Source organism: Streptomyces sp. BE20 (genome assembly GCF_036322525.1).
Classification (GTDB): domain Bacteria; phylum Actinomycetota; class Actinomycetes; order Streptomycetales; family Streptomycetaceae; genus Kitasatospora.
This window is the reverse complement of sequence record NZ_JAQYWW010000939.1, coordinates 11,710-28,557: the sequence shown is the minus strand read 5'-3', so window position 1 is coordinate 28,557 and position 16,848 is coordinate 11,710. Positions and strand designations below refer to the sequence as shown.

Here is a 16,848-nt window from a genome sequence, read left to right as displayed (position 1 = left end):
CGTGGCGCCTACTGCCCCCGGTGGCACCGTTCCGTCACGACCCCGTAGCACCAGGAGGTTCCACCGTGCCGCTGCTGCTCGCCGCCGTCGCCGGCGTCCTCGTCCTGGCCGCGCTCGCCGCGCTGGCCCGCACCGTGTTCTCGGTGATCGTGGTGTCCGGGCCGAGCATGAGCCCCGCACTCCGCCCCGGCCGCCGGGTGCTGGTCGTGCGACGGGGCCTGGCCCGGCTCAGGACCGGCCGGATCGTCGTGGTCGTCTCGGACGGGGACGGCCGCCCGACCGCGTCGCCGGTCGGCGACGGCCCGCGACGGCTGCTGATCAAGCGGCTCGCCGCGCTGCCGGGCGAGCCGGTTCCGGACCAGGTCCGCGACGCCGTCCCCGGCCCGGCCGTGCCCGGCGGCCGGCTGATCCTCCTCGGTGACAACCCCGGCCTCAGCACCGACTCCCGGGTCTGGGGCGCGGTGCCGGTCGCCGGTGTGGTGGGCGTCGTCCTGGAGGGCGTCCGGCTCCGGGACGCGCCCCCGGGCCCGGGGCGGCCGGTCGGTCGCTGACCCCCGGGCCGCCGGGAGCCACCAGGGCCGGTGCGGGCCCTCAGCGGTGCGGTCCGTGCCAGCCGTCCCCGTGGGCGTCCTGGCCGAAGTGGACGTCCGGTGGGGCGTGCCCTTCGTAGCCGTAGTATGCGTCGTACCCGCCGTGCTCGTGGTGTGGCTCCGGGACGTCGTGGCCGTGGGTCGTGTCGTGCACGCCGTGTCCCTCGTGCAGGTCGAACGGGTCGAACGGGTCGCCCGCGTGGGACGGTTCCACGGCGTCGCCGTGGTAGGGGTGATGGCCGTCCCCGCCAAACGCGCCGTACTCGTGGGAGTCCTGGTGCCGGGGGTGCGGCGCCTCCCACGGATCGTGCGGGTCCGAGTCCCCGTACGTCGCCCCGGTGCCGTTCGGGTGCCACGGGTCGTCGTGGTGGACGGCGTTGTCCACCGGTCCGTTCGGGCCGTGTCCGTCCCCGTTCGGGTGTGCGCCTCCGTGTCCGTGTCCTCCGTCGTGCCCGGCGCCGTGGCCGTCGGGGTCGCCGCGGTGGCCCGGAGCCTCCCACGGGTCGTCGCCGTCGTGGTGTGCGGACGGGCTCGCGTTGCCGCCGGCCTCCTGCCCGCCGCCGTGTCCGTGACCCGGACCGCCGTCCCCGCCGTGGTGGACCGAGGGGGTGACGCCGAGTCCGGCGCCCGCGAGGAGGTCGAGGGCGCCCTGGAGCACCGCCGAGGTCGCCGCGCGGCGCCGGGTCCCGGGTGTCGGCGGAGCTGGCAGGGCGACGAGTTCGCCCCGCCGGGGCGTGGCCAGCCAGGCGTGTGCCTCGAAGCGCTTGTCCTTGATCCTCACCGTGGTCCGGGTGAACTCCCCGGCGGCCAGCCCGCCCACGCCCGCCTCGAAGACGTCGGTGTACAGGTCGTCCGTGACGGCCAGGACCAGGTCGGCCTCCGGGGTGTCCTTCAGCGCGGCCCGGGCCTGCGCGCAGTCCAGCAGCCGGCAGGCCGTCTCGACCGAGCGGGCCGTGAAGCCGAGCGCGGCCCGTTGCACCCCGCCCTGGGCGAGCGCCACCCTGATCCGCAGCCGTCCGGTGGTGCCGGGGGAGCGGTTGAGCGTGTGCACCGCGTCCCGCAGGCCGAGGACCAGGCCCGGCAGCGCGACCGCCTCGTTCGTTCCGGGGGGCAGCAGGAGCAACTGGCCGTCGCCCCGGTCCTGCGCCTCGCACCGTCCGCGTTCGACCCGGGCTCGGACGAACGCGTGGTCCAGTGCCCGGTGGAGGCGGTCCTGGATGTCCCCCTGCACCGGGTACAGCCGGCCGCTGTAGGCCTCGATGTCGACCACCAGGCAGATGCGGCGCTGCCGGGCCGGTGTTCCTCTGGCGCTCATCGTCCGTCACCTCCGTGCGGGGGGAGCGGGAGGCCGGCCGCCTTCGAGAGCAGCGTCCGGTCCTTGACCACGAGTTGGCGGTAGCTGGTGCGGACGGCGCCCTGGTTGCGCAGGGTGCGCAGGGAGCGTTCCACACTGGCGGGGGAGAGCTGGGACAGGGCGGCGAGGTCGGCGTGGCTGAGCGGTATGTCGATCCGCAGGCCGTCATCGGTCGGGGTGCCGTAGGAGCGGAGCAGTGTGGTGAGGGTGCGGGCGAGGCGGACCAGGACGGTACCGCAGCCGGCGTCGACCCGGTAGCGGGTGGCGGCGCGGAGCTTGTGGCTGAGCGATCGCTGGACGGCGAGGGCGGCCGCGGGCCGGTCGGCCAGGAAGGCGAGGAAGGCCGGGCCCGCGATCTCGCGGGCGGTACTGGTGCGGACGGCGAGCACCGTGGCCGAACGCGGATCGCCGTCCAGCACCGCCATCTCGCCGAGCAGTTCGCCGGGGAGGCGGACGGCGAGCAGGGCCTCGCTGCCGTCCTCGGTGGCGGCCACGACCTTGACGCAACCGGTCAGCAGGAGGGCGACCCGGTCGCCCGGCTCGCCCTCGATCATCAGGGCCTCGCCCGGGGAGTAGATCCGCCGGGTGCCCAGGCGGCCGAGTTCCCGCAGGTCGGTGTGGTCGAGCCCGGCGAACGGGCCTCGTGGGAACGGGGTGGGCGGGGGTCCCGGTGGCCGGGCCCCCGGGGTTCTGCCGGATTCGGGTGCGCTCCGCGACGCGCTCTCCATGGTGCCTGCCCCCACAGGTCGGCGGCCCTGCCCCGAACGGGGCGATTCCGTACGGAAGATAGCGCACGGCCCGAGGTGCTGTCAGTCTCCGGGAGCCGGGGCCCGGCCTGCCGCGTCGGGTCGTCGGCGAACGGCAACCCGAGCTGATTGCCCGTGACCTGACGATCAGTCAGGCTTGTCGTCCGGGGAACTCGACATCGGAGGGGCGGGCGGGCATGCACGGTGGAGGGCGACTGCGCAGGGTGTTCGCGGTTCTCGGAACGGCCGCGGCGCTGGCGATCGGTGCCGGAGGGGTGTTCCCCGCGTCGGCGGCGGCGCCGGAGGGGGTGGTGCAGGGCGCCCGGTCGCCGGACGCCCTGCCCGGGAGCTACCTCGTCATGCTCAAGTCGGCTCCCGGGGGCGACCGTTCGGCGGCCGTCGCGGGCTCGGTGGCGGACGCCTCGGCCGCCCTGGCCCGGGCGTACGGGGGCACCGTCCGCCGCACCTACGACGCGGCGCTGCACGGTTTCGCCGCGGACCTGACCGAGCGGCAGGCACGTCGGCTGGCCGCCGACCCGTCGGTGGCGCTGGTCTCGGCGAACCGCCGGGTCCGGGTCGACGGGGAGCAGACCTCCCCGGAGGCCTGGGGCCTGGACCGGGTCGACCAGCGGCGGCTCCCGTACGACGACCGCTACACGTACCCGGACACGGCCGGGGCGGGCGTGACGGTCTACGTCGTCGACACCGGGGTGCGGATCACCTCGGAGGAGTTCGGGGGCCGCGCCTCCCACGGCTACGACGCGGTGGACGGCGACGCGGTGGCGGACGACGGCCACGGCCACGGCACCCACGTCGCGGGGACGGTGGCCAGCACCACGTTCGGCGTCGCCAAGGCGGCGAAGGTCGTCGCGGTGCGCGTCCTGGACGACAACGGCGAGGGCACCACCGAGCAGGTCGTGGCAGGCATCGACTGGGTGACGCGGAACGCCGCCCGTCCGGCCGTCGTCAACATGAGCCTGGGCAGCGACCCGGATCCGGTGCTGGACGCGGCCGTCGCCCGCTCGATCGCCGCCGGGCTGACCTACACCGTCGCGGCGGGCAACCAGGCCGTCGACGCGAACGAGCACTCGCCCGCCCGGGTGCCCGCGGCGATCACGGTTGGGGCGACCGACTCGGCCGACGCGCAGGCGTCGTTCTCCAACTACGGCCCGCTGGTGGACCTCTACGCACCAGGCGTGGACGTCACCTCGGTGTGGTACGTGATCGACTTCGAGGGGATCGGCGTCACCATGTCCGGCACCTCGATGGCCGCGCCGCACGCGGCCGGCGCCGCCGCGCTGTACCTGTCGACGCACCGCACCGCCACGCCCGCGCAGCTCACCGCCGCGCTGACCGGCGCGGCCACCGTCGACTCGCTCTACGAGCTGGGCCCGGGTTCGCCCGACCGGCTGCTCTACACCGGGACGGTGCCGAACCGGCCGCGCGGTCCGAGGTTCGCCGCCCCGGCCCCGGTGGAGTTCGACGGGATCGGCACGGTCGAGGCCCCGATCACCGTCACCGGCGTGCCCGGGAAGGCGCCGCGCGATCTCGACGTCGGCGTGGACATCGGCTACTGGTGGCGGAGCGACCTCGACGTCGAGGTGGTGGCGCCGGACGGCGCGGCCTTCCTGCTCCACGCGGCGGGCAACTACGACATCGCCACGGACCTCGTCGCCCTCTACGGGGTCGACGCCTCCGGGCACACCGCGAACGGTGTCTGGCGGCTGCGGGTGACCGACATCGGGGGCTACTTCCCCGGCACGATCAGGGGCTGGTACCTGAGGTTCTGACGGCGGGGGAGCGTCCGCGCGGTCAGCAGGTCTCCAGCGCGGACGCCTCCTCCCGGATCAGCTCGCGCAGCGCGGCGAGTCCGGGCCGGCGGTCGTCCAGGCGCCACTGGAGCTCCAGCGGCAGGGTGGCCCGGTCCGTGAGCCGGACGGTGACCACGTCCTCGGTGAGGTGGCCGGTCATCGAGGCGGGGAACAGCGAGAACGCCCGGCTCTGCGCCAGCAGGTAGAGCCGGGAGCCGACGATCCGGGCCGGGCCGACCAGCACCGGCGGCTCGACCCCGCGCTCGGCGCAGAGCGCGAGCACGTGGTCGTAGTAGCGCGGGTTCTGCTCGCGGGGCCAGAGCAGCAGCGGCAGGTCGCCCAGCTCGTCCAGCCGGACGGACGCGCGCCCGGCGAGCGGGTGGTCCCGGCTGAGCGCGATGTGCACCGGCTCGTCGGCGATCCGTTCGCGCCGGTAGCCGGGCACGTCGTCGAGGAACCGGCCGAGGCCGATGTCGGCGAGTTCGGCGGCCAGTGTCGGGGACACCCGGCCGGTGTCCACGGACAGTTCGGCCAGGAGCAGGTCGGGCAGCTCGCGCTCGGCCCGGCTGACCACGGCGGGCAGCAGCCGGTTGACCACGGTGGGGGAGGCGACGATCCGGGCCGTACCCGCCCGGGTCTCCTCGTGCAGCCGGACCCGGGCGAGCAGGGTGTCGGCCTGGGCGAGGAGGCGGGCGGACTCGGCGGCCATCACCTCCCCGGCGGAGGTGAGCCGGACCGCCCGCCGGCTGCGGTCGAACAGCTGGACGCCGACGGTCCGCTCCAGCCGGGCGACCTCCTGGCTGACCGTCGGCTGCGAGATGTGCAGGCGTTCGGCGGCCCGGCCGAAGTGCAGCGTGTCGGCCACCGAGAGGAAGACCTCCAGCTGGCGAAGCGTGAGACTCATAGCCCGGAGTCTATGAGATGGCCCAGGACTCATTCTGGATCCCGATGTGACCCCTCCCTAGGCTGAGGACACCGCTGCCACACCGTGGTGGCAACGGCCCCCGAGAGAGAGCCTCTGCCATGACCGGACTGCCCATCCGTATCTCCGACGAGGTCACCGAGGCGGTCGCCGCCGGGACCCCCGTCGTCGCGCTGGAGTCGACCATCTTCACGCACGGGCTGCCCCGGCCCCGCAACCTGGAGGTCGCCCTGGAGGCGGAGGAGCGGCTGCGCGCCACCGGCGTCGTCCCCGCGACCATCGGCGTCTACGCCGGCGTGCCGACGGTCGGTCTCTCCACCGACCAGATCACGGAACTCTCCGGGACCGACGATCTGGACAAGGCCAGCCTGCGCGACCTGCCGGTGGTCGCCGCGCTCGGCCGGCACGGCGGCACCACCGTCGCCGCCACCGCCTTCCTCGCCCACCGCGCGGGCATCCGGGTCTTCTCCACCGGCGGCCTCGGTGGCGTCCACTTCGGGGCGGCCGAGAGCTTCGACGAGTCCGCCGACCTGACCACCCTGGCCGCCACCCCGGTCACCGTGATCAGCGCCGGGGTCAAGTCGATCCTCGACATCCGGGCCACCCTGGAGCGGTTCGAGACCCTCAACATCCCGGTCATCGGCTACCGCACGCGCCAGTACCCCGGCTTCTACGTCACCGACTCCGGCCACGAGATCGCCTACCGGGTCGACACCCCCGAGGAGGCCGCCCGGGTGATCGACGCCCGTGACGGACTCGGCCTGCCGCAGGCCGTCCTGATCGCCAACCCGGTCGACCCGGCCAGGCAGCTCCCGCCGCAGGAGCTGGAGGCGCTGCTCACCCGCGCCTGGGCCGAGGCCGAGCGCCAGGGCGTCACCGGCAACGCCTCCACGCCGTTCCTGCTCGACTTCATCCAGCGCGACACCCAGGGCCGCAGCCTGGAGGTGAACGTCGAGGTGTACCGGGGCAACGTCCGGCTGGGCGGCGAGATCGCCACCGCGCTGGCCGCCGCCCGGAACGGGGCCTGACCGGTGCTCGGGGTCCTCGGTGACCTCGTGGAGGACGTCGTCGTCTGGGTGGACGGCCCCTTGAGACACGGCACCGACTCCGACGCCCAGGTGTTCCGGCGGCGAGGCGGCAGCGCCGCCAACGTCGCGGCCTTCGCCGCCGGCCAGTGTCCGACCCGCTTCCTCGGCTGCGTCGGCGACGACCCGGCCGGGCACGGGCTGGTCGCCGAACTGACCGGCCACGGCGTCGACGTGCGGGTGGCGCGCCGGGGCAGGACGGGCAGCATCGTGGTGCTCATCGACGACGCGGGGGAGCGCACCATGCTCCCCGACCGAGGCGCGGCCACCCTGCTGGAGGGCGTTCCGGACGCCTGGCTGGACGGTCTGACGCACCTGCACGTGCCCGCCTACTCGTTCGACGGCGAGCCGGTCGGGAGCACGGCGGTCGAGGCCCTCCGGAGGGTGCGCGCGGCCGGCGGCACCAGCTCGCTGGACGCGTCCTCGACCGGGATGCTCGACCGGTTCGGCCGCGAGCGCTTCCTCGCGCTCGCCGCCGATCTCGCGCCCACCCTGCTGTTCGCCAACCGGGAGGAGTCCGCGTACCTCGGACTGCTGGTCGACGGCCGCCCCGGCCCCGACCGGGCCCGGCTGGCGGCCACCACGGTGGTCACCAAGTCCGGTGCCGAGGCGACCACGATCGACGTGCCGGGGGAGGCGCCGTTCACGGTGCCCGTTCCGCCGGTCGGCGAGGTCCGCGACCTCACCGGGGCCGGCGACGCCTTCGCGGCGGGCTTCCTGGCGGCCTTCCTCGACGGCCGGCTCACCGGTGGCGGGCTGCGTGAGGCCGCCGCCCGCGGTCACCGGTGCGCCGCCCGGGTCCTGGCCTCGCCGGGTGCCTCCTGCGCGTCGGACTGACCGCCCCCGGAGCGGCTCCCGGGGCTGGCTTCCGGGGGCCGGCTCCACGGCACCCGCCGCCCGCCGCCCGGACCGGACCGCCCACCCCCGGGGCGGTCCGGTCCGGCCCGTTCGGTGCCCCGGTCGTGCCCCCGTCGGCGCCCCGCCCGGGGCCCGGTGCGCCGCGTCCGTCCGTCTGCTTCCCCTCGCCCGGCCCCGCGTACGCTCCGGACACGCCCTCGAACGGCGCAGCGTCCGGCCGCCGGGCCTCCCCGTCCGGTAGGGAATGGCTCGTCCATCGCCTACCCGAAGGGGTCGTCATGAAGATCGTCGAGTCCGCCGTCCGCGCGGTCTGTTCCGCCCTGCTCCTCGCCGCACCGCTGGTGGCCGCGCCACTGGTCGTCGCCCGGCCCGCCGCCGCCGAGGGGCCGCACAACGCGCAGGAGGCCGCCGTCTGCCGACAGGTCCTCGGCACGCTGCTCGGCGGGGCACTCGGCCTGGGCGGCCAGTCCGGCGGGGCGGTCTGCGCCGTCCAGCCGGAGAAGGAGGCGCCCGCCGAGGGCGCGCCCGCCAGGATGTCCTCGGCCGCCGTCACCTACGATCTCCCGGCGATGCGTCAGCAGGTGGCGGACCTCCGTCAGAAGGCCGTCGCGCTCGACCTCCTCGGCGAGCACGCCGCCGCCCGGGAGGCCCGCGCCCAGGCCGACGCGCTGCAGCGGAGGATCGACCGGATCGTCGAGGTCGAGGAACGCGTCTGATCCCGACCCGCCGGCCGCCGACCCGCCGCCTGCCGCCCGCTCCACACCGCCGACCCGCCGGTCGACGTCCGGGGCGGGTGTCCGGGGTGGGCGGCGTGGTCCGGTCACTCGTCCAGGAGCGGTGCGAGGGCTCGCCGCAGATCGTCCGGCTCCCGGAAGTCCACCGCCGTCATGCCGAGCCGGGCGGCCGCCGCGACGTTCGCGGGGCCGTCGTCGACGAACAGGCAGCGGTCCGGCGCGACCCCGGCCCGGCGGGCCGCGACGCGGAAGATCTCCGGGTCGGGCTTCGCCACCCCGACCCGGGCGCTGTTGACGGTGCCTTCGGCGAGGTCGCCCAGCCCGGCCGCCGCGAGGTCCTCCTCCAGCCAGAGCGTGGCGTTGCTGACGAGGAGGACCGGCACCCGCTTCCGGGCCTTCCGCAGGAGCCCCACCACGGTCGCGTCCACGCGGGCGGGCGCCCGGGTGAGCGCGGCGGCCAGCGCCCGGGCCCGGGCGGCCGGCACCGTGGCCGTCAGCCCGTGGGCGACCTCGGTGGCCCACTGGTCCCGGGTCAGCGCACCGAGGACCAGGCGCAGGGCCGTGCCGTCGGCGAACGCCACCGCGGCGGTGGTGCCGGGTGACAGCCCGGCCTCCTTTTCCAGACGCCGCACCTCGCCGTGGTCGACGAAGCGGATCACACCGTCGACGTCGCACAGGACGGCTTCGGGTTGCCGAGGGATCGTCATGGACTCTGCGTACCAGCCCGGGGCGGCCACCGCCAGAGGGCCGGTTCCGTGCGGTCCGTGCGAGGAGGTCCGGAGCGCCGGCCGGTCTCGGCACCGGGAGCCAGCAGGAATCGTCGGGAGGCACCGGCAGGTGCCGGACCGGGGCGCGAACAGGCCGGCGCCACCCCGGGGATCCGGCCCGGGCGGCACGCGACGGTTCGTGCCCTTCCCGGGCATGCCCCGCCGGTCCTCCCGGCGGATCCGGTCCCGCCGTGGCGGCCCCCCGCATGGGGTAGGGTGGCGGGCGCCGCAGAAGAACGCGCTCGAACGGGAGGTGAGACCCATGACCGCTGTGCCGGAACGGGTGCTCCCCGGCCGTGACCGCGACGCCTCCGCGTCGTACGCCTAGCAGTACCATCGCAGGCCGTACCACGTGGAGCAGGTCGCCGTACGGCGACGGATGCGCGGGTAGCCCCGAGACGGATGTCCTCACGCCTGTTCTCCGAGGGGTTTCCTTGTCTGTCGTTTCCTCCGCCTCGCTGCGCTCGTCCGTGACCGCCCGACTCCGGGCCGCCGGCTGCGTGTTCGCCGAGGACGAGGCGCGCATCCTGCTCGCCGCCGCCGGGTCCGCCGCCGAACTGGCCGTGATGGTCAGCGACCGGGCCGCCGGCCGCCCGCTCGAACACGTCGTCGGCTGGGCCGAGTTCGCGGGTCTGCGGATCGCCGTCGACCCGGGCGTGTTCGTGCCCCGGCGGCGCAGCGAGTTCCTGGTCCGCACCGCCGTCGCACTGACCGCCCCCGCACTGACCGGCGAGGACGCGCTGGTGGTCGACCTCTGCTGCGGCAGCGGCGCCCTCGGGGCGGCGCTGGCCGCCTCGGCGGGCCGCCCCGTCACCCTCCACGCCGCCGACCTCGATCCGGCGGCCGTCCGCTGCGCCCGCCGCAACCTCGCCGCGGCCGGGGCCGAGGTGTACGAGGGCGATCTCTTCGAGGCGCTGCCGACCGACCTGCGCGGCCGGGTGGACGTCCTGCTCGCCAACGTCCCGTACGTGCCCACCGCCGACGTCGAACTCCTCCCGGCCGAGGCCCGGTTGCACGAGGCCCGGCCCGCGCTCGACGGCGGCACCGACGGGCTCGACGTGCTGCGCCGGGTGGCGGCGGACGCCCCGCACTGGCTGGCCCCGGGCGGCACGCTGCTGTTCGAGACCAGCGACCGCCAGGCGGCGACCGCCCTCGACGTGGTCACCGCCGCCGGTCTGACCGCCGCCCTCGCGTTCGACGACGACCTCGACGCCACCGTGGTCACCGCCACCCGCCCGGCGGCCGGCTGACACCGCCCCCAGGTGTCCCGGGACCGGACGCCGGCCGGTCCCGGGGCACCTGGGGAACGGAGGAGCCAGGGGCACCGGGGCACGGGAGGCCGGTGCGGGCGGGGCGCACGGTGCGGGAGGGGCGTAGACGCGCGCACATGCGACTGAGACCGGCGGCCATGTTCCGCCGCTTCCGGGCGGAGTTGACTGATGGCCATGAGCGAAGACACCAAGAACACGCAGACCATCACCCCCACCACCCCCACCACCTCCGGCACCACGGTGCTGGTGACCGGCGGCACCGGCAAGACCGGCCGACGCGTCGCCGACCGCCTGACGGCCCTCGGCCACACCGCCCGGATCGGCTCGCGCACCGCTCCGGTCCCGTTCGACTGGAGCGACGAGTCGACCTGGGACGCGGCACTCGACGGCGTCACCGCCGCCTACCTGGCCTACTACCCGGACCTCGCGTTCCCCGGCGCGGTCGAGACGGTCGGGGCCTTCTCCCGCCGGGCTGCCAAGGCAGGGGTCGAGCGACTGGTCCTGCTGTCCGGCCGCGGCGAGGAGGCCGCCCAGGCAGCCGAGGAGGCCGTCGCCGGGGCCGGCACCGGCTGGTCCGTCGTCCGGTGCGCCTGGTTCAACCAGAACTTCTCCGAGAGCTTCCTCCTGGAGGCCGTCCTGGCCGGCGAACTGGCGCTGCCGGCCGGGGTCGCGGACGAGCCGTTCGTCGACGTGGACGACATCGCCGACGTGGCGGTGGCGGCGCTCACCGAGGACGGCCACCACGGCCAGGTCTACGAGCTGACCGGACCGCGCCTGCTCTCCTTCGCCGACGTCGCCGCCGAACTCTCCGCGGCGTCCGGGCGGGAGATCCGCCACAGGGCGGTCACCCCGGACGAGTTCCGCGAGGTCCTGGCCGGGATCGGCCTGCCCGGCGAGTTCGCGGACCTGTTCACGATGATCCTGGACGGCCGCAACGCCTTCCTGGCGGACGGGGTCCAGCGGGCGCTCGGCCGCCCGCCGCGCGACTTCGTGGACTACGCGCGCGCCGCCGCCGCGTCGGGTGTCTGGAACACCTGAGCCGGCCCCGGGCCCGCCCGGTTCCCCCGCAGCCCGGTCCCGGCCCGGTCCGGGGATCCCACCGCGATCCCCGGGCCGCCGCCCGCCGGTCCGCCGCTCCCGCCCGTAGTCCTGATGGCACCCCCACCCGTAGTCCTCACCACACCCCCCGAGGAGTCCCCGTGCCCGCCGCCGCCCCGACCCGTGTGAACGCCGCCGCCGCGGCCACCGCTGCGCCGACCACCGGCGCCTCCCGCGCCACCGGCCCGGTGCTGGTGGCCGCCACCGCAGCCATGGGCCTGATCTCCGGCCTCCTCTTCGCCTTCGACGTCGCCGTCATGCCCGGCCTCGCCGCCGGCGACGACCGCACCTACGTCACCGCGATGCAGAACATCAACACCGCGATCACCAACCCGGTGTTCGGCGCGGTCTTCCTCGGGGCCCTCGTGGTGCCGGCCGTGGGCACCTGGCTGCTGCGCCGCTCGGGACAGTCCGCCGCCGCGCTCTGGACGGCCGTCGCGACCCTGCTCTACACCGCCGCCGTGGTGGTCACCGCGGTGGTCAACGTCCCGCTCAACGACCGGCTGGCGCAGGCCGGGGACCCCGCCGGGGGCATGGACACCACGGCCGCGCGCGCCGCGTTCGACTCCGTCTGGACCACCGCGAACATCGGCCGCACCCTGCTCTGCACGGCCGCCGTCGTCGCCCTCTCCCGCGCCCTCCTGCTGCACCGCCGCCCCGCGTCCCGCTGACCGGTCCGGTCCACCGGACTGACGTGTGATCAACCCGCGCCCTCCGTCTAGGCTTGATCCTCATGGACACCCTGACCGGGCTGCTCGACGGCCCCAAGGCCCGTGGCGCGTTCCTGCTGCGCTCCGTCCTCAGCGCCCCGTGGTCCCTGCGGATCGAGGACCGCGCGCCGCTGTCGGTGATCACCGTGCTGCAGGGCGCGGCCTGGATCCGGCCCGACGGCGGGGATCCGGTGCTGGTCCGGCCCGGTGACCTCGCGCTGCTGCGCGGGCCCGACGCGTACCGCCTCACCGACGGCGGCACCGACGGCCTCCCCGCCGGCCCCGCCGGCCCCGCCGGTGTCCCCACCGCCGGCGCCGTGCTCGCCCCGCCGGCCCCGGGGGAGGCGGCCGAGATCGTGATCGGCCCCGGCCAGGTCTGCTCGCGCGACGGCGTCAGCGTCGCCACCGAGATGGCCCTCGGCCTCCGGACCTGGGGCGAGACCCGGCCCGGTGACGAGCAGCCCTCGGTCCTGCTCACCGGGACGTACCAGGAGGAGCACGAGATCGGCCGCCGGCTGCTCGCCCACCTGCCGACCCTGCTGGTCCGCCCCGCCGGGGTGAACACCACCGAGGACACCCTGGTCCGCCTGCTGGCCGCCGAGGTCACCCGCGCCGAGCCCGGCCAGGAGGTGATGCTGGACCGGCTGCTGGACCTGCTCGTGGTCGGCGCGCTGCGCGGCTGGCTCTCCTCCCCGGACGGCGGCGCGCCCGCCTGGCTGCGGGCCGAGCACGACGAGGTGGTCGGACCGGCGCTGCGCCTGCTGCACGACGACCCCGCCCGGGCGTGGACGGTCGCCGGGCTGGCGGCGGAGGTCGGGGTCTCCCGCGCCGGGCTGGCCCGCCGGTTCACCTCGCTGGTCGGCGAGCCGCCGATGGCCTATCTGGCGAACCGGCGCCTGGCGACCGCCGCCGACCTGCTGCGCGACCCCGGGCACACGATCGCCTGGGTGGCCCGCCGGGTCGGCTACAGCGACGCGTTCGCGCTCAGCACCGCGTTCAAGCGGGTGCGCGGCCTGACCCCGCAGGAGCACCGCCGGCTCGCCGGGGCCGTGGCGCCGGCCGGCGGATCGGACTCCGCCCCGCCGCAGCCGGCGGTGACGACCGTCGTGCTGGCCGGCTGACACGAACACGCCGGTGGCGCCGTCCCCGGTGCGGGACGGCGCCACCGGCGTGCCGGGCTTGTGCCGACCGACCTCCCCGGAGCGGGGGCGGTCTCAGTTCGCCGTGGTGTGGCAGTGCAGGACCAGGGCCCAGCAGAGGAACCCCAGCGCCGCCGTGCAGAGCAGCGCCCGCGCGGTGTTCCACCGCACCCACCGCGCCTCGAACCGCCCGCGGACCCGCACCGGATCCGCGATTCGCTCCGGGTCCCCGGCGGCGGCCAGTGCGTTGTTCAGGGGGATGTTGACGATCCTCGTCACGGCCAGCGATCCCGAGTAGCAGACCAGTGCGCCCAGGGTGGCCGGGAGCACCCGGTGCCCGTCGGCCGGCAGGTGCAGCGCCACCGCGAGCGCGGTGAAGACCAGCGCGCCGAGGAACCCCAGCAGGAACCAGCCGTTGAGGATCGCCACGTTGATCCGCTGCATCACCTGGATGAACGTCAGGTCGTCGGTCGTGCGCAGCCCGGGCATCACCGAGCAGGCGTAGGCGTAGAACAGCCCGGCGCTCAGTCCGGTGGTGATGGTCGCCGCCACCAGGGTGAACACCCGGATCGCCTCCATACCGCCCCTTCGTCCGTCGGTCACTCACCGCCACCGCCCGGTCGGCGGTCGCGCCCCGGCCCCGCGGGCCGGTGTCCAGGCCGATCATCCGGCATCGAACGGCCGTTTGCCCACCGAATTGTTCGATCTTCCGGCCGTGGTGACGTGCAGTCATCTCCGGGTTCGTGCGGGCCGGCGCGGTTCACGGGGTCGGACCGCTCGGACGGTGCAGTTCAACCAGGCGACCGAACTCTGCCCGATCGGCCAGACCACCGCGCAGACCGTCCTCGGGGACTCCTTCCGTGCCGACGGGTCCCCGCCCACCGGCCTCCGCTTCCGGACGGCCGTCGACGACCGGCGGGCCGATCCCCGGACCCGACCGGGGTCACCCCGCCCCGGAGGGGCGGCCGGGGGACCGGCGAGTGGTCGGATCTCCTCCACGCGCGGTGACGCTACCCGATCAACGGGCCAGGCACCGCCGCCTCTTGCTCCGGTGCCGGCCCGTTCCCGGGCGGTCGGGAACGCCTCACGGGGGGCGCGGGCCGGGGTGCGTGCGGGCTCAGCGCGGGCCCGGGGGAGCGGCGGGCGGCGTCGGGCAGTGGCCGACGCGCGGCCCCGCCGGGTGCGGGCGGCTGAGGAAGGACCAGAGGACCCAGCCGGTCAGGCCGGTGCGGCCGACCACCACCCGGCTCCAGCGGGCGCCGAGCGGTGAGATCCAGGTGTCGACGATCTCGACCCGGTCGCCGCACCGGGCCAGCCCCAGGACGGTCTCGTTGACCGAGTGGTCACGGCGCACGTTGACGGCGCTCGCGGCCACCTCCCAGGTGCCGGAGCCGCCCGGTGGCGGGGTGTCGGTCCGTCCCGCCGCCGGGTGGTGACCGGTTCCGGCGGCCACCGCCGGGAGGGAGAGGACCAGCAGGGAGAGCGCGGCCCAGGCGGTCTTCCCGACGTGTAGAGGCATACCGGGAGAACGAGCCCGCCCGGCGTGCGCGGACCGTGTCGCGCCAGTGCCACCCGGACGGCGGTTGCGGCTCGCCCACCCGGGTGCAACAACGACGACCGCCGCCGCTCCCGCGGCGCCCCGGGCCGGGAGCCGGCCGGTCGGTGGGCCGGTGCGTCAGCGGGGCGGACGGCCGGTCCGGAGCAGGTCGGACAGCAGGTGGGACCGGGTGGTGGGCACGGTCGGGCCGTGGGCCCCTACCATGTGCGCCATGAACACTGGGGGGCCGGAGACACGGCTCATCGACGACCGCTTCGAACTGCTGGAACGCCTCGGTGGCGGGGGCATGGGCCTGGTCTGGCGGGCCCGCGACACCATGCTGCACCGCGAGGTCGCGCTCAAGGAAGTCCGGCCGCCCGACCCGGCGATGGCTGCCGCGGACCCGGCCGGCGCCCTTGAGCTGCGCGAACGCGTCCTGCGCGAGGCCCGCGCGCTCGCCCGCCTCCAGCACCCCAACGTCGCCGTGATCCACCACATCGTGGACACCCCGGGCCACCCCCACCCCTGGCTGGTCATGGAACTGGTCAGCGGCGGCAGCCTCGCCGACCGGATCGGCCGGGGTCCGCTCAGCGTCCCCGAGGCGGCCCGCATCGGCCGGGGCGTCCTCGCCGCACTCCGCGCCGCCCACGCCGCCGGCATCCAGCACCGCGACGTCAAACCCGGCAACGTCCTGCTCCGCCCGGACGGCACCCCCGTGCTCACCGACTTCGGCATCGCCGCGGTGCAGGACTCCACCGCCCTCACCGCCACCGGCGCGCTCATCGGCTCACCCGAGTACATCGCCCCCGAACGCATCCGCGGTGAGGAGGGCAACCCCTCCTCCGACCTCTGGTCGCTCGGCATGATGCTCTACGTCGCCGTCGAGGGGCACCACCCGCTGCGGCGCGCCACCACGCTCGCCACCCTCGCGGCCGTCCTCGACGAACCGCTGCCCCCGGCCACCCGCTCCGGCGCGCTCGGCCCGGTCCTGGCCGGACTGCTGGCTCGCGACCCCGGACTCCGGCCCGACGCCGACCAGCTCGACCGGGCCTTCGCCGCCGCCGAACAGGGGGCCGGCCTGGGGGTCGGACACGGTCCGGGACCGGTGCTGTCCGCTCCCACGGCCGGCTGGGCGCCGACCCACATGGACACCCCGCACCCCTCGGCGGGCGGGCCCCTCCCCACCGGTCCCGCGGTCGCGGGGACGGACGCCACCGGATTCGCCGTCAACGGGTTCGGGGTCGACGGCTCGGGCACAAACGGCTCCGGTACCGGCGGCTCGGGCACAAACGGCTTCGGTACCGACGGCTTCGGTACCGGCGGGCTCCACCGGAGGGACTTCGCCACCACCGGCAGCCACCCCGGCCCGACGTCCACCCACTACCTCGGCGGTACCACCCGGGCCGGCCTCTCGACGACCGCACCGGAGCGGCCCGCCCGCCGCCGCACCGGCGCCGCGGTGACCGTCGCGGTGGTGGGCGTCGCGCTGGCCGGAGTCCTCGCCTGGTCGCTCCGGCCGCACGGCAACACCGTCGGCGGGTCGAACACCACCCCCAGCGCCTCCGGCGTCCCGGGCGCGTCCCCGACGTCGACGGGCTCGGCCGCCCCGGTGGGCCCGCCGCCCGCGGCGACCACCCCCGCCGCGCCGACCACGAAGCAGACGGCCAAGAACACCCCGGCCCCCAAGGACCTGATGACCCCCGACGGCGTCCGTACGGTGGTCGCCGCGGTGACGGCCCAGTCCGGCAGCACCAAGGTCAAGCAGCTCACCGTCTACCCCAACTACGCCAGCGCCCAGGTGCCGACCGCCGACGGCCGCGGCTACGACTGGATCGACTACCGCGACGGCGCGACGACCCGGCGGGTCGGCGGATCGATGGGCAAGGACAAGCCGGTCGACCTCGCCCAGTACGACTGGGACGTCATTCCGGCGCTGCTGAAGAAGGCCGACGAGTCGCTCAACGTCAAGAACCCGACCAGCCGCTACCTGATCATCGACGCCTGGTCGAGCGACGGTGTGGCGAGCATCCGGGTCTACCTCTCCGACGCGTACAGCAACGGCGGCTACCTGTTGGCGGACAGCAAGGGCAACGTCCGCCGCGCCTACGCGGCGGACTGAGCGCGGGCGGCCCCGGACGGTGGACCACCGCAGGGCGGGCCGCCCGGGGCTGGACCAAGCTGGACTGGCCCCACCCCGCCGTGAGAGGAGCCGTCGAGGCCATGAGC

The 16,848-nt window shown here is 75.7% G+C and carries 16 protein-coding genes; 10 read left to right on the top strand and 6 right to left on the bottom strand.

The features are described from left to right. The first annotated feature begins 65 nt into the window (after positions 1-65). A complete protein-coding gene (locus PUR61_RS22165; protein ID WP_329881026.1) occupies positions 66-551 on the top strand; it encodes a S26 family signal peptidase in 486 nt (161 codons plus the stop codon). Positions 552-591: 40 nt separating this feature from the next. Here the strand turns inward: PUR61_RS22165 and PUR61_RS22160 are convergent, their stop codons facing one another. Both PUR61_RS22160 and PUR61_RS22155 read right to left on the bottom strand, forming a co-directional pair. Further along, entirely contained in the window at positions 592-1,905 is a 1,314-nt protein-coding gene (locus PUR61_RS22160; RefSeq protein WP_329881025.1) for a hypothetical protein, read from the bottom strand. Continuing rightward, on the bottom strand, positions 1,902-2,672 hold the full coding sequence (locus PUR61_RS22155; protein WP_329881024.1) for a Crp/Fnr family transcriptional regulator: 771 nt from the start codon (positions 2,670-2,672) through the stop codon (positions 1,902-1,904). Before PUR61_RS22155 ends, PUR61_RS22160 begins: the two co-directional genes overlap by 4 nt. Positions 2,673-2,887: 215 nt before the next feature. Between PUR61_RS22155 and PUR61_RS22150 the strand changes: the two genes are divergently transcribed. Beyond that, entirely contained in the window at positions 2,888-4,480 is a 1,593-nt protein-coding gene (locus PUR61_RS22150; RefSeq protein ID WP_329881023.1) for a S8 family serine peptidase, read from the top strand. A 22-nt stretch (positions 4,481-4,502) separates the two neighbouring features. Here PUR61_RS22150 and PUR61_RS22145 read toward each other — a convergent pair whose 3' ends face one another. Beyond that, positions 4,503-5,405, bottom strand: a complete 903-nt coding sequence (locus PUR61_RS22145; RefSeq protein ID WP_329881022.1) for a LysR substrate-binding domain-containing protein — start codon at positions 5,403-5,405, stop codon at positions 4,503-4,505. A 119-nt stretch (positions 5,406-5,524) separates the two neighbouring features. On the opposite strand from PUR61_RS22145, the gene PUR61_RS22140 reads away from it, so the two are divergent. From PUR61_RS22140 to PUR61_RS22130, 3 genes are all read left to right on the top strand, one after another. After that, on the top strand, positions 5,525-6,451 hold the full coding sequence (locus tag PUR61_RS22140; RefSeq protein WP_329881021.1) for a pseudouridine-5'-phosphate glycosidase: 927 nt from the start codon (positions 5,525-5,527) through the stop codon (positions 6,449-6,451). A gap of 3 nt (positions 6,452-6,454) precedes the next feature. Next, entirely contained in the window at positions 6,455-7,345 is an 891-nt protein-coding gene (locus PUR61_RS22135) for a carbohydrate kinase family protein (RefSeq protein ID WP_329881020.1), read from the top strand. Positions 7,346-7,644: 299 nt separating this feature from the next. Continuing rightward, on the top strand, positions 7,645-8,082 hold the full coding sequence (locus PUR61_RS22130; protein ID WP_329881019.1) for a hypothetical protein: 438 nt from the start codon (positions 7,645-7,647) through the stop codon (positions 8,080-8,082). A 104-nt stretch (positions 8,083-8,186) separates the two neighbouring features. On the opposite strand, the gene PUR61_RS22125 is transcribed toward PUR61_RS22130, so the two are convergent. Further along, positions 8,187-8,807: an HAD-IA family hydrolase gene (locus PUR61_RS22125; RefSeq protein WP_329881017.1), complete on the bottom strand. Its 621-nt coding sequence runs from the start codon at positions 8,805-8,807 to the stop codon at positions 8,187-8,189. Positions 8,808-9,301: 494 nt separating this feature from the next. Between PUR61_RS22125 and PUR61_RS22120 the strand changes: the two genes are divergently transcribed. From PUR61_RS22120 to PUR61_RS22105, 4 genes are all read left to right on the top strand, one after another. Then, the gene (locus PUR61_RS22120; protein WP_329881015.1) at positions 9,302-10,117 is read left to right on the top strand and encodes a putative protein N(5)-glutamine methyltransferase; all 816 of its coding nucleotides are present in this window, start codon (positions 9,302-9,304) and stop codon (positions 10,115-10,117) included. Positions 10,118-10,312: 195 nt separating this feature from the next. Further along, on the top strand, positions 10,313-11,176 hold the full coding sequence (locus tag PUR61_RS22115) for an NmrA family transcriptional regulator (protein ID WP_329881014.1): 864 nt from the start codon (positions 10,313-10,315) through the stop codon (positions 11,174-11,176). A gap of 161 nt (positions 11,177-11,337) precedes the next feature. After that, positions 11,338-11,907, top strand: coding sequence for an anthrone oxygenase family protein (locus tag PUR61_RS22110; RefSeq protein ID WP_329881013.1), 570 nt, complete (start codon positions 11,338-11,340; stop codon positions 11,905-11,907). A 62-nt stretch (positions 11,908-11,969) separates the two neighbouring features. Beyond that, on the top strand, positions 11,970-13,067 hold the full coding sequence (locus PUR61_RS22105; protein ID WP_329881012.1) for an AraC family transcriptional regulator: 1,098 nt from the start codon (positions 11,970-11,972) through the stop codon (positions 13,065-13,067). A 93-nt stretch (positions 13,068-13,160) separates the two neighbouring features. On the opposite strand, the gene PUR61_RS22100 is transcribed toward PUR61_RS22105, so the two are convergent. Further along, a complete protein-coding gene (locus tag PUR61_RS22100) occupies positions 13,161-13,664 on the bottom strand; it encodes an anthrone oxygenase family protein (protein WP_329881011.1) in 504 nt (167 codons plus the stop codon). Positions 13,665-14,202: 538 nt separating this feature from the next. After that, entirely contained in the window at positions 14,203-14,604 is a 402-nt protein-coding gene (locus tag PUR61_RS22095; RefSeq protein WP_329881010.1) for an SH3 domain-containing protein, read from the bottom strand. A 250-nt stretch (positions 14,605-14,854) separates the two neighbouring features. On the opposite strand from PUR61_RS22095, the gene PUR61_RS22090 reads away from it, so the two are divergent. Beyond that, complete coding sequence (locus PUR61_RS22090) at positions 14,855-16,741, top strand: serine/threonine-protein kinase (protein WP_329881008.1); 1,887 nt, start codon at positions 14,855-14,857, stop codon at positions 16,739-16,741. Positions 16,742-16,848: the final 107 nt, after the last annotated feature.

Bases quoted from the DNA above. Each gene is read 5' to 3' on its own strand.
- PUR61_RS22160 (WP_329881025.1), bottom strand. From the start codon at position 1,905: ATGAGCGCCAGAGGAACACCGGCCCGGCAGCGCCGCATCTGCCTGGTG.
- PUR61_RS22155 (WP_329881024.1), bottom strand. From the start codon at position 2,672: ATGGAGAGCGCGTCGCGGAGCGCACCCGAATCCGGCAGAACCCCGGGG.
- PUR61_RS22150 (WP_329881023.1), top strand. From the start codon at position 2,888: ATGCACGGTGGAGGGCGACTGCGCAGGGTGTTCGCGGTTCTCGGAACG.
- PUR61_RS22145 (WP_329881022.1), bottom strand. From the start codon at position 5,405: ATGAGTCTCACGCTTCGCCAGCTGGAGGTCTTCCTCTCGGTGGCCGAC.
- PUR61_RS22140 (WP_329881021.1), top strand. From the start codon at position 5,525: ATGACCGGACTGCCCATCCGTATCTCCGACGAGGTCACCGAGGCGGTC.
- PUR61_RS22130 (WP_329881019.1), top strand. From the start codon at position 7,645: ATGAAGATCGTCGAGTCCGCCGTCCGCGCGGTCTGTTCCGCCCTGCTC.
- PUR61_RS22125 (WP_329881017.1), bottom strand. From the start codon at position 8,807: ATGACGATCCCTCGGCAACCCGAAGCCGTCCTGTGCGACGTCGACGGT.
- PUR61_RS22115 (WP_329881014.1), top strand. From the start codon at position 10,313: ATGAGCGAAGACACCAAGAACACGCAGACCATCACCCCCACCACCCCC.
- PUR61_RS22105 (WP_329881012.1), top strand. From the start codon at position 11,970: ATGGACACCCTGACCGGGCTGCTCGACGGCCCCAAGGCCCGTGGCGCG.
- PUR61_RS22100 (WP_329881011.1), bottom strand. From the start codon at position 13,664: ATGGAGGCGATCCGGGTGTTCACCCTGGTGGCGGCGACCATCACCACC.
- PUR61_RS22095 (WP_329881010.1), bottom strand. From the start codon at position 14,604: ATGCCTCTACACGTCGGGAAGACCGCCTGGGCCGCGCTCTCCCTGCTG.
- PUR61_RS22090 (WP_329881008.1), top strand. From the start codon at position 14,855: ATGAACACTGGGGGGCCGGAGACACGGCTCATCGACGACCGCTTCGAA.